Consider the following 11,531-nt stretch of genomic DNA (forward strand, 5'->3'; position numbering starts at 1 on the left):
TGCGCCGATGAGCGTCCCGAACTGCTCAGATGTTGGCGGGCGTGCTCAGCAGCGCCCGGGAAGCGACGAAGGGAGGCCGGTGCAGCACCGGCCTCCCTCCGCGAACGGCTCGGCTCAGCCGGCCAGGTAGGACTCGACGGTGATGTCGCCGTCGATGATCATCTGCTGGAGCTCGTCGAGCTTCGACGACAGGTCGGCCGGAACCGCGTCCTCGAAGTCGTGGAACGGCGCGAGGCCGACGCCCTCGTTCTCGAGCGTGCCGACGAACGGAGCCGGGTCGAACTCGCCGTTGCCGGCGGCGAGGATCGCGTCCTCGACACCCACGTCGATGCCCTTGCGGATCGACGTCAGCAGCAGGTCGCCGACCGACGGGTCGGTCTCGTACACGTCGGCGTCGACACCGAGCAGCATGATGTCACGGCCGGAGTCGCGGATGGCCGCAGCACCCGACTGGTAGATCGGGCCGCCGACGGGCAGCAGCACGTCGATGTTCTGGTCGATGAGGCCCTGAGCGACCTGGCGAGCGGTGTCGTTCGCCTCGAAGCCGCCGGTGAACGAGCCGTCCTGCGCCTCGCGGTCCCAGCCGAGCACCTGGACGTCGGCGCCGTTCTCCTCGTTGTAGTACTCCACGCCCTGCGCGAAGCCGTCCATGAAGATCGACACGGTCGGGATGTTGATGCCGCCGTAGGTGCCGACCGCACCCGTCTCGCTCATGCCGGCCGAGAGGTAGCCCGCGAGGAACGCCGCCTGGGCGGTGTCGAAGATGATGGGCTTGATGTTCTCGGCATCGGTCACACCGTCGAAGTCCGTGTCGACGGTGTCGTCGATCGAGACGTACTCGAGGTCGGGGTTCGCGGTCGCCGACTCGAGCGCCGCCGGAGCGAGCAGGAAGCCGACCGTGACGATGGTGTTGCAGCCCTGGTCGACGAGGCTCTGCAGGTTGGACGCGTAGTCGGTCTCGGCGGCCGACTCGACGAGGGTCGGCTCGACGCCGAGTTCGTCGGATGCGGACTCGAGGCCCTCGCGGCCCAGCTGGTTGAACGACTTGTCGTCGAAGCCACCGGCGTCGGAGACCATGCAGGGCAGGTAGTCGAGCGTCTCGCCGCCGTCGGCGTCGGTCTCCTCGGGAGCCGACGCGCAACCTGCGAGGAGCGCGACCGCACCGATGGTCGCGAGGCCGCCGACTGCGGCCTTCTTGAACGTGAACGTCACAGTGTCCTCCAAAAGACAGTGCACCCCGAACGATCGCGGGGACCGTGAGGTCACGTTACCCAATGTTTCGACGCGCGCCATCGGCCCCTCGACCCGCAGCGGTCAAAGGTTATGAACCCGCGACCTTCTGCTCATATGAGCAGTGGCGAGGCTCCCCCGAGCAGGGGACACTCAGGGCGCCGATGGCGAGTCGATGACGAGTTCGCCGGCGATGATCGACTGTCGCAGGCCCTCGATCTCACCCTGCAGCCCCGGTCCCACGAGCGATTCGAGGTCGTGGTACGGGGCGATCTCGACCCCCCCGTTCTCGAGCGTCCCGATGTACGGGGCGTTCGTGAAGGTGCCGTCCTGGACCGCGCCGACGATGTCGACCATCGCCTGCTGCGTGTTCTTCAGGACGCTCGTCAGCACGACGGTCCGGAACTCGGCGGGCAGCGTCTCGTACCCGTCGCTGTCGACCCAGATCACCGAGGTCGAGCCGTGCTCGATCGCCGCCGCCGCGGCGCCCTCCCCCACCTGGCCCGCCACCGGAAGGATCACGTCGGCACCCTGGTCGATGAACCCCTCGGCGAGCACCTTGCCCTTGTTGATGTCCTCGAAGTCGCCCGTGAAGGAGCCGTCCTGCTCCTCCTTGTTCCAGCCGAGCACGCGGACGTCGCCGCCGTGCACCTCGTTGTACCTCGCGACGCCGTCCACGAAGCCGTCCATGAAGAGGGTGACCGGGGGCTGGTTCCCGCCTCCGAAGGTGGCGACCACTCCCGTCCGCGACACGCCTGCCGCGAGGTAGCCCGCGAGGAAGGACGCCTGCGCGGTGTCGAAGACGACCGGCTTTACGTTCGCCGCGTCCACCGTCTCGTCGACGATCGCGAACGAGACCTCGGGGTTCGCCTCCGACTCGGCGAGCGTGGCCTCCGCGAGCTCCCACCCGACCGTCACCACGAGCGCGCATCCGGAGTCGACCGCCTGGCGGACGTTCGGCGCGAGGTCGGTCTCGCTCGTCGACACGAGCGCCTCTGCCTCCACGCCGAGCTCGTCCTCCGCCAGTCGCAGGCCCTCCCAGCTCGACTGGTTGAACGAACGGTCCTCGAGCCCGCCCGAGTTCGTGACCATGCGCACGCACCCGTCCGCGACCGCATCGCCGGCGCCCTCCGGCGCGGGCGCGCAGCCGGTGACGGCAGCGGATGCCACGACGAGCGCGGCTCCGAACGTGACGATCCGTCGCAACGACATCCGTCCGACCACCTTCCCGTGCCTAGAGCACGTCGTTCGATCCGCCGAGGCGCAGTGCGTCCACGACGGCCTTGACCCGTTGCGCATGCTCGCTCGTCGTCACGAGCAGCGCGTCGGGCGTGTCCACGACCACGATGTCCTTGACGCCGATGAGGCTGATCACGCGGTCGGCCCGGCTCACGACGATCCCGCTCGAGGCGTCCGAGAGGACACGGGCGTGCTCGCCGAGGATCGCGAGCTCGCCGGACCGGCCGGCCGTGTTCAGCTTGGCGAGCGAGGCGAAGTCGCCGACGTCGTCCCACTGGAAGTGGGCGCGCACGACCGCGAGGCTGCCGCGCGCGGCAGCCGGTTCGGCGACCGAGTAGTCGATCGCGATCTTCTCCAGCGTGGGCCAGATGCGGTCGACGGCCGGCCCCCGCGTCTCGGGGTCGTCCCACACCTCGGCCAGCTCGAGCACGCCCGCGTGGAGCGCGGGCTCGGTGCGCGCCAGCTCCTCGAGGAGGCGGTCGGCCCGGGCGATGAACATGCCGGCGTTCCAGAGGTGGCGTCCGCCCTCGACGTACCCGCGTGCCGTCTCGAGGTCGGGCTTCTCCACGAAGCTCGACACGGCCGTCACCTTGTCGGTGCCCGGGACGTCGAGCGGCTCGCCGCACTCGATGTAGCCGAATCCGACGGCCGGCTCGGTGGGCGTGATGCCGATCGTCGCGATGTACCCCGCGTCGGCGGCGGCGACGGCCGCCGTCACCGCGTCGCGGAAGAGCGCGGACCCCGAGATGACGTGGTCGGCCGCGAACGAGCCGATGATCACCCCGGGCTCGCGACGTTCGAGGATCGCGGCGGCCAGGCCGATCGCCGCGGTCGAGTCGCGGGGCTCGCTCTCCAGCACGATGTTCGCGTCGGCGAGCTCGGGCAGCTGCGCCTCGACCGCCGCACGGTGCGCGCGACCGGTGACGATCATGATGCGCTGCTCGCCCGAGAGCGGCGCGAGCCGATCCCAGGTGTCGCGGAGCAGGGTCTGGCCCGATCCGGTGAGGTCGTGGAGGAACTTCGGCGCGTCGGCGCGCGAGAGCGGCCAGAGCCGGGATCCCACGCCGCCGGCGGGGATGACGCTGTAGAAGCGGTCGAGCGGAGCCTGTCGCATCCGATCAGGATAGCCGCGGGCCGCCCCGGACAACCGCGGGCGGCTCCCTCGCCACGACGGCGAACCGGACCACCCCCGCGAGCGCACTAGACTCGGACCCGGGCCATCGGTCCCGTCATGCCCGCAGTCGGGCGACGCACACCGCCAGGAGGGACGTCCATGTCAGCAACGACGACACGGACCCCGATCGCACCCGAGAAGCCGGCGAAGCAGAAGCCGGGCGGCACGCTCTATCGCGGCCGCGAGGGCATGTGGTCGTGGGTGCTGCACCGGATCACCGGGGTGGCGATCTTCTTCTTCCTCCTCGTGCACATCCTCGACACCGCTCTCGTGCGCGTGAGCCCCGAGGCCTACAACGCGGTCATCGGCACCTACCAGACCCCGATCATGGGCCTCGGCGAGGTGGCGCTCGTCGGCGCGATCGTGTTCCACGCGTTCAACGGCCTGCGCGTCATCCTCGTCGACTTCTGGTCGTGGGCGACCCGCAACCAGAAGGTCCTGTTCTACATCGTGATCGCGCTCTGGGTGATCACGATGCTCGGGTTCGTGCCTCGGCACCTCATGAACGTCTTCAGCCACTAGGAGCGCCGTGATGACCGTCATCGAATCCCCGCGCACCCCCGCTCGCCGGGCGCCGCGACGCGGCGTCAACCTCGAGAAGTGGGGCTGGATCTACATGCGCGCGTCGGGCGTCGTGCTCGTCGTGCTCGTCTTCGGACACCTCTTCGTCAACCTCATGGTCGGCGAGGGCGTCAAGGCCATCGACTTCGGCTTCGTGGGCGGCAAGTGGGCCGACCCGTTCTGGCAATGGTGGGACGTGCTGATGCTGTGGCTCGCGCTGATCCACGGCGCGAACGGCATGCGGACCATCGTCAGCGACTACACGAACCCGGGCACCGTGCAGCGGATCCTGAAGGGCGCGCTGCTCCTGTCCACGGTCGTGCTGCTCGTCCTCGGCACGCTCGTGGTGTTCACCTTCGACCCGTGCCCCGCAGGCTCGCCCGCCGAGCTGCTCCCCTCGTTCTGCCCCGCCGCATAGGAGACACGTGACCAGCGAGAACCACGTCGAGACGACGGTCGTCGACGGCGTCCACTACCACCAGTACGACATCGTGATCGTCGGCGCCGGCGGCGCGGGCATGCGGGCCGCCATCGAGGCCGGACCGGGCGCGAAGACCGCGGTGATCTCCAAGCTCTACCCGACGCGCTCCCACACGGGCGCGGCGCAGGGCGGCATGGCCGCCGCGCTCGCCAACGTCGAGGAGGACAGCTGGGAGTGGCACACCTTCGACACGATCAAGGGCGGCGACTACCTGGTCGACCAGGACGCGGCGGAGATCCTCGCGAAGGAGGCCATCGACGCGGTCATCGACCTCGAGAACATGGGCCTGCCGTTCAACCGCACGCCCGAGGGCAAGATCGACCAGCGCCGGTTCGGCGGGCACACGCGCGACCACGGCAAGGCGCCGGTCCGTCGCGCGTGCTACGCGGCCGACCGCACCGGACACATGATCCTGCAGACGCTGTTCCAGAACTGCGTGAAGCTCGGCATCGAGTTCTACAACGAGTACTACGCGCTCGACCTCGTCATGACCGAGGTCGACGGCGTGCAGAAGCCGTCGGGCGTCGTCGCCTACGAGCTCGCCACGGGCGAGCTCCACGTGTTCCAGGCCAAGGCCGTGATCTTCGCCACCGGCGGATTCGGGAAGATCTACAAGACGACCTCGAACGCGCACACGCTGACCGGCGACGGCGTCGGCATCATCTGGCGCAAGGGCCTGCCGCTGGAGGACATGGAGTTCTTCCAGTTCCACCCGACCGGCCTCGCCGGCCTCGGCATCCTCCTCACCGAGGGCGCCCGCGGCGAGGGCGCCATCCTCCGCAACGCCTCGGGCGAGCGGTTCATGGAGCGCTACGCGCCGACCATCAAGGACCTGGCACCGCGCGACATCGTCGCGCGATGCATGGTCCAGGAGGTCGCGGAGGGCCGCGGCGCGGGCCCCGACAAGGACTACGTGCTGCTCGACTGCACCCACCTCGGCGCCGAGGTGCTGGAGACCAAGCTGCCCGACATCACCGAGTTCGCGCGGACCTACCTCGGCGTCGATCCGGTGTACGAGCCGGTCCCGGTCATGCCGACGGCGCACTACGCGATGGGCGGCATCCCGACCAACGTCAAGGCCGAGGTGCTGAGCGACAACACGACGGTCGTCCCCGGCCTCTACGCCGCGGGCGAGTGCGCGTGCGTGTCGGTGCACGGCTCGAACCGCCTCGGCACGAACTCGCTGCTCGACATCAACGTCTTCGGCAAGCGGGCCGGCCGCAACGCGGTCGAGTACGTCAACTCCGGCGTCGAGTTCACGCCGCTGCCCGAGGACCCGGCCGGCGACGTCCGCCGCCTCCTCGAGATGCTGCGCGACTCGAACGGCACCGAGCGGATCGCCGCCATCCGCAAGGAGCTGCAGGACGAGATGGACAAGGGCGCCCAGGTGTTCCGGACGAGCGAGTCGCTCGACCACGTCGCCGAGGTGATCGCGGGCCTGCGCGACCGCTACCGCGACATCGCCGTGCAAGACAAGGGGAGGCGGTTCAACACCGACCTGCTCGAGGCGGTCGAACTCGGGTTCCTCCTCGACCTCGCCGAGGTCGTGGTGGCCTCCGCCCGCAACCGCGAGGAGAGCCGCGGCGGTCACATGCGCGACGACTTCCCGAACCGCGACGACGAGAAGTTCATGCAGCACACGATGGCCTACCTGTCGGGCGACGCGCACTCGTCGGTCGCCTCCGATCACATCCGGCTCGACTGGAAGCCGGTGACGATCACCCGATACCAGCCGATGGAGAGGAAGTACTGACGTGACGACCGCCACGCTCGAGACGTCGTCGACGGATGCCGCGACGAAGTCCTTCACCGTCACCTTCCTGATCCGCCGCTTCGACCCCGAGGTCGACGCCGAGCCGCGCTGGCAGGACTTCGACGTCGAGATGTACGCGACCGACCGCGTGCTCGACGCGCTGCACAAGATCAAGTGGGAGCAGGACGGCTCGCTGACGTTCCGCCGGTCGTGCGCGCACGGCATCTGCGGGTCCGACGCGATGCGCATCAACGGTCGCAACCGCCTGGCCTGCAAGACGCTGATCAAGGACCTCGACATCACGAAGCCCATCTACGTCGAGGCGATCAAGGGCCTCCCGCTCGAGAAGGACCTCGTCGTCGACATGGAGCCGTTCTTCGCGAGCTATCGCGAGGTGCAGCCCTTCCTCCAGGCGAGCGCCGCGCCCGCCTCGGGCAAGGAGCGCGTGCAGTCGGTCGCCGAGCGGGCTCGCTTCGACGACACCACGAAGTGCATCCTGTGCGCCGCATGCACGTCGTCGTGCCCCGTGTTCTGGACCGATGGCCAGTACTTCGGCCCGGCCGCGATCGTGAACGCGCACCGCTTCATCTTCGACTCGCGCGACGAGGAGGCCAAGGTGCGCCTCGACATCCTGAACGACAAGGAGGGCGTGTGGCGCTGCCGCACGACCTTCAACTGCACCGATGCGTGCCCTCGCGGCATCGAGGTGACCAAGGCGATCGCCGAGGTCAAGCAGGCCATCATGCGCGGAACGCCCTGACGGGCTCCGCGGAGCGGAGGGGCCGGTGCGCATCGCACCGGCCCCTCCGGCGTCTCCGGGGCCCCTCGCGCGTGCGTCGGAGCTGGCGCGGGGTGGTCCGCCGTGCGGCATCCGCTCGCTAGGGTGAATGCGTGAGCGATCGCGGACGGGGACGCGACGGCGTTTCCGCGCCATCCGACGGCGTCGTGCCTCCCGGCGCGGCCGCCGGCAACGGCGTGCCCGCCGGACGGCAGCCCACGACCCTGCGCGTCCGAGACCGGATCGAGGCCGCGAGCGCACCGATCCTCGAGCGGTTCGACGAGCCGATCTCCCGCGCCGAGCAGTTCACGCAGTGGACGATGGCGCTCTTCCCGGTACGCGTCTGGCGCCACTTCCTCGCCCGGAACGGGTTCCTGCTCACCGCGGGGATGAGCTACCAGTCGCTGTTCGCGGTCTTCGCGGCGATCTACGTCGTCTTCGCCGTCGCGGGCATCTGGCTGCTGGGCGACGAGGAGACGCTCAACGCGCTCCTGCTGCTCATCAACACGTACGCACCAGGGCTGGTCGGCCCGAACGGCGTGATCAGCACCGAGGACCTGCAGGCGGCCGCCACCGCGAGCACCAGCCTGTTCGGGTGGACCGGAGCCGTCGCGCTGGGCGGCCTGATCTGGACCGCCATCGGGTGGGTCACCTACGCCCGCATGGCCGTTCGCAGCATCTTCCTGCTGCCGAAGGACGATCGGGCGTACCTCTACCTCAAGGCGCGCGACTTCGCCGCGGCGTTCATGTTCGGCGTCGCCATCCTCATCGCGGCGGTCCTCTCGATCGTCGCCACGGGGTTCCTCGACTGGCTGTTCGGACTGCTCGGCGTCGACCTCACCACGGAGTCGTCGATCGTGCGACTGGGCCTCCAGTTCGGGGCGATCATCGTCGTGTTCATCATCGACACGCTCGCGCTCGCCGTGATGTTCCGCTTCCTCTCGGGTGCGGAGATGCCGTGGCGACGCATGTGGACCGGTTCGCTGCTCGGCTCCGCCGCACTCAGCGTGCTGCAGATGCTCGGCGGGTGGGTCCTGTCGTGGGCCGGGAGCAACCCGCTCCTCGCGACGTTCACCGTCATCGTCGCGCTCCTGCTCTGGTTCCGGATCGCGAGCATCATCATCCTCGTGGCGGCGGCGTGGATCGCGGTCGAGGCCGCGGACCGGAACGAGTCGCTTCGCCGGGTGACCGCCGAGCAGCTGGAGGCGGAGCGCCGCCAGCGCGAGTACGAGGCGCTCCTCACGGCCGCGAGGATCCGCGTGCGCGAGGCACGGGCGGCCGCCGAGGCGGCGCGCTGGTACGAGCGGATGGCCACGGGCCGACGGCTCGCGAGGGCCCGGCGGGATCTCGACGAGCTCGAGGCATCCGCCCCGCCACCGCCGCCGACGAAGCCGCACCCATGGCGGAACGGGAACGGCCGTGGGGGTGGGCTCGCCTAGGATCGTAGGCATGCCCTCCCCCTCCCGGCTCCGGATCGTCAGCGCCAACGTGAACGGGATCAGGGCGGCGTTCCGACGCGGCATGGGCGACTGGCTCGCCGCCCGCGACGTCGACATCCTCGCGCTGCAGGAGGTGCGGGCGTCCACCGACGACCTGTCGTCGCTCCTCGGCGACGAATGGAGCATCCTGCACGACCCGGCAACCGCGAAGGGCCGCGCCGGCGTCGCGATCGCGAGCCGTGCCGGCGCGCACATCCACCGCGTGGAGCTCGGCGCGGAGGACCACGACACCGCGGGTCGCTGGCTCGAGGCCGACTACGAGGTCGGCGGCCGGATCGTGACCGTCGTCAGCTGCTACGTGCCCTCCGGCGAGGCCGAGACGCCGAAGCAGGTCGACAAGTACCGCTTCCTCGACGCGATGAGCGAGCGGATGTCGGAGCTCGCCTCGCACGAACTCGCCGTGGTCGTCGGCGACCTGAACGTCGGCCACCGCACCCTCGACATCAAGAACTGGAAGGGCAACGTCAAGCGTGCCGGCTTCCTCCCCGAGGAGCGCGCCTACTTCGACCGCTTCCTGGGTGCCGAGGACGACGACGACTACAACGCCGGCGCCGGGTTCGGCTGGGTCGACCTCGGGCGACGCTCCGCCGGCGAGGTCCCCGGTCCCTACACGTGGTGGTCGTGGCGCGGCAAGGCGTTCGACAACGACAGCGGATGGCGCATCGACTACCAGCTCGCGACGCCGGCGCTGGCCGACGCGATGGTGTCCTACGCCGTCGACCGTGCCGACGCGTACGACGAGCGATGGTCCGACCACGCTCCCGTCGTCGTCGACTACGCCATCTGAGACCGAAGGACCCCCACACCACGATGAACACCGCACGCCCCGTCGTCTTCTCCGGCATGCAGCCGTCCGGCGACTCCCTCCACCTCGGCAACTACCTGGGCGCCCTGGTGAACTGGGTCGCACTGCAGGAGGACCACGACCCGATCTACTGCGTCGTCGACCTGCACGCGATCACCGTGACACAGGACCCGGCGACGCTCCGCGAGGCGACCCGCCGCACGGCGGCGCAGTACCTCGCCGCGGGCGTGGATCCCGCCCGGTCGACCCTGTTCGTGCAGTCGCACGTGCCCGCGCACGCCGAGCTCGCGTGGGTGCTCGGCACCCTCACGGGCTTCGGCGAGGCGAGCCGCATGACCCAGTTCAAGGACAAGTCGGCGCGGTACGGGGCGGAGTCGACGACGGTCGGCCTGTTCACCTACCCGGTGCTCATGGCCGCCGACATCCTGCTCTACGGCACCCACCTCGTGCCCGTCGGCGACGACCAGCGCCAGCACCTCGAGCTCACGCGCGACCTCGCTGGGCGATTCAATTCGCGCTACGGCGACACGTTCGTCGTGCCGGAGGCGATGATCCCGAAGGAGTCCGCCCGCATCTACGACCTCCAGGAACCCACCTCCAAGATGTCGAAGTCGGCGGCGAGTCCGAACGGCCTGATCAACCTCATGGACGACCCGAAGGTGATCGCCAAGCGCATCCGGAGCGCCGTGACCGACACCGAGCGCGAGATCCGCTACGACCCGAAGGCGAAGCCGGGCATCGCGAACCTGCTCGACATCTACGCGACGGTGACGGGCCGTTCGATCCCCGAGCTCGAGGCCGAGTACGACGGCAAGGGCTACGGCGACCTGAAGAAGGACCTCGCCGAGGTGGTCGTCGACCGGGTCGCGCCGATCCGGGAGCGCACGCTCGAGCTCATGCAGGACCCGGCCGAGCTGGACCGCCTGCTCGCGATCGGCGCGGCCAAGGCCTCCGAGCGCGCGGAGCGGACGCTCGCGACCGTGTACGACCGGGTCGGGTTCCTCCGCCGGTCATGACGGGCGTGCAGGGCCCGGACGCGTCCGCCTCGGCGACCGACGCCGATGCGTCGGGTGCCGGGCGCCCGGTCGTGCTGTTCGACCTCGACGACACGCTCATGGCGCACCGCGAGGCGGTCGGGGCGGGGATCGTCCTGCACCTCAGGGACCGCGGCTACGCCGCCGACGAGGCCGCGGCGCAGTCGCTGTGGCACGAACTCGAGGAACGGCACTACCATGCCTACCTCGCCGGCGAACTGACGTTCGAGGAGCAGCGGCGGGCGCGCGCGGCCGAGTTCGCCCGCGCGCACGGCGACCCGATCGACGACGAGTCGGCGGGCGCCTGGTTCGCGACGTACTTCGAGCGCTACCGCGAGTCGTGGGCGCTGCACGACGACGTCATGACCTCGCTCGATGCGCTCGAGTCGGCGCTCCCGGGCGTGCGGTTCGGCATCATCACGAACGGCGAGCACGACTTCCAGCTCGCGAAGCTCGTGCGGCTCGGCCTCGAGGTCGGTCATCCGGGCCGCATCGAGCACCTGGTCGCCTCCGGCGCGGAGGGCGTGACCAAGCCCGATCGACGGATCTTCGAGGTCGCGGTCGCGCGGTTCGCCGCGGGTGCCGCCGTCTCGGGGGCCGCGTACGTCGGCGATCGGCTCCGGACGGACCCGATCGGCGCGGCCGAGGCCGGGCTGGTCGGGGTGTGGCTCAACCGCTCGGGCGAGCGCCCGGCCGATCCCGATGCGACGGATGCCGCAGCCGTGGGCGTCGTCGAGATCCGGACCCTGACCGAGCTCGCGCCGCTCCTCGCCGACCGCTTCGGCTGAACCCGGGCGCCGGTGCGGAGACGGCAACGGGCCGGGGTGCCTTCCCGTGCACCCCGGCCCGTGTCATCCGCTCACCTCGGCGAGCGATCGCTCATGTCAGCGGACGTCGTCGTCGACCCAGTCGAGGGTCTTCGTGACGGCCTTCTTCCAGAGGCGCAGCTGCCGGTCGCGTTCGTCGGCGTCCATCTG

The 11,531-nt window shown here is 70.0% G+C and carries 11 protein-coding genes; 8 read left to right on the forward strand and 3 right to left on the reverse strand.

What is annotated here, in order from left to right; genetic code table 11:
- Window positions 1-114: 114 nt before the first annotated feature.
- From GJR97_RS04285 to GJR97_RS04295, 3 genes are all read right to left on the reverse strand, one after another.
- On the reverse strand, window positions 115-1,212 hold the full coding sequence (locus GJR97_RS04285) for a BMP family lipoprotein (RefSeq protein WP_324613135.1): 1,098 nt from the start codon (window positions 1,210-1,212) through the stop codon (window positions 115-117).
- A gap of 171 nt (window positions 1,213-1,383) precedes the next feature.
- Window positions 1,384-2,442, reverse strand: a complete 1,059-nt coding sequence (locus GJR97_RS04290) for a BMP family lipoprotein (protein WP_154345233.1) — start codon at window positions 2,440-2,442, stop codon at window positions 1,384-1,386.
- Between the two features lie 22 nt (window positions 2,443-2,464).
- Entirely contained in the window at window positions 2,465-3,583 is a 1,119-nt protein-coding gene (locus GJR97_RS04295) for a mannose-1-phosphate guanylyltransferase (protein ID WP_154345234.1), read from the reverse strand.
- A gap of 159 nt (window positions 3,584-3,742) precedes the next feature.
- On the opposite strand from GJR97_RS04295, the gene sdhC reads away from it, so the two are divergent.
- The 8 genes from sdhC (at window position 3,743) to GJR97_RS04335 (ending at window position 11,342) form a co-directional block, all read left to right on the forward strand.
- Window positions 3,743-4,165 (forward strand): succinate dehydrogenase, cytochrome b556 subunit, encoded by a 423-nt coding sequence (gene sdhC, locus GJR97_RS04300; protein ID WP_154345235.1) that lies wholly within the window; start codon window positions 3,743-3,745, stop codon window positions 4,163-4,165.
- 10 nt (window positions 4,166-4,175) lie between these two features.
- Entirely contained in the window at window positions 4,176-4,622 is a 447-nt protein-coding gene (locus GJR97_RS04305) for a succinate dehydrogenase (RefSeq protein ID WP_154345236.1), read from the forward strand.
- A gap of 7 nt (window positions 4,623-4,629) precedes the next feature.
- Complete coding sequence (gene sdhA / locus GJR97_RS04310) at window positions 4,630-6,438, forward strand: succinate dehydrogenase flavoprotein subunit (protein ID WP_324613136.1); 1,809 nt, start codon at window positions 4,630-4,632, stop codon at window positions 6,436-6,438.
- 1 nt (window position 6,439) lies between these two features.
- A complete protein-coding gene (locus tag GJR97_RS04315) occupies window positions 6,440-7,198 on the forward strand; it encodes a succinate dehydrogenase iron-sulfur subunit (protein WP_324613137.1) in 759 nt (252 codons plus the stop codon).
- Window positions 7,199-7,329: 131 nt separating this feature from the next.
- A complete protein-coding gene (locus GJR97_RS04320) occupies window positions 7,330-8,655 on the forward strand; it encodes a YihY/virulence factor BrkB family protein (RefSeq protein WP_154345237.1) in 1,326 nt (441 codons plus the stop codon).
- Window positions 8,656-8,665: 10 nt separating this feature from the next.
- Window positions 8,666-9,502, forward strand: a complete 837-nt coding sequence (locus GJR97_RS04325; RefSeq protein ID WP_154345238.1) for an exodeoxyribonuclease III — start codon at window positions 8,666-8,668, stop codon at window positions 9,500-9,502.
- Window positions 9,503-9,525: 23 nt separating this feature from the next.
- Window positions 9,526-10,536, forward strand: coding sequence for a tryptophan--tRNA ligase (gene trpS / locus GJR97_RS04330; RefSeq protein ID WP_154345239.1), 1,011 nt, complete (start codon window positions 9,526-9,528; stop codon window positions 10,534-10,536).
- Window positions 10,533-11,342: an HAD family hydrolase gene (locus tag GJR97_RS04335; protein ID WP_154345240.1), complete on the forward strand. Its 810-nt coding sequence runs from the start codon at window positions 10,533-10,535 to the stop codon at window positions 11,340-11,342. The genes trpS and GJR97_RS04335 overlap by 4 nt, the downstream gene beginning before the upstream one ends.
- The last annotated feature ends 189 nt before the right edge of the window (window positions 11,343-11,531 follow it).

Source organism: Agromyces kandeliae, from assembly GCF_009674665.1.
GTDB lineage: Bacteria > Actinomycetota > Actinomycetes > Actinomycetales > Microbacteriaceae > Agromyces > Agromyces kandeliae.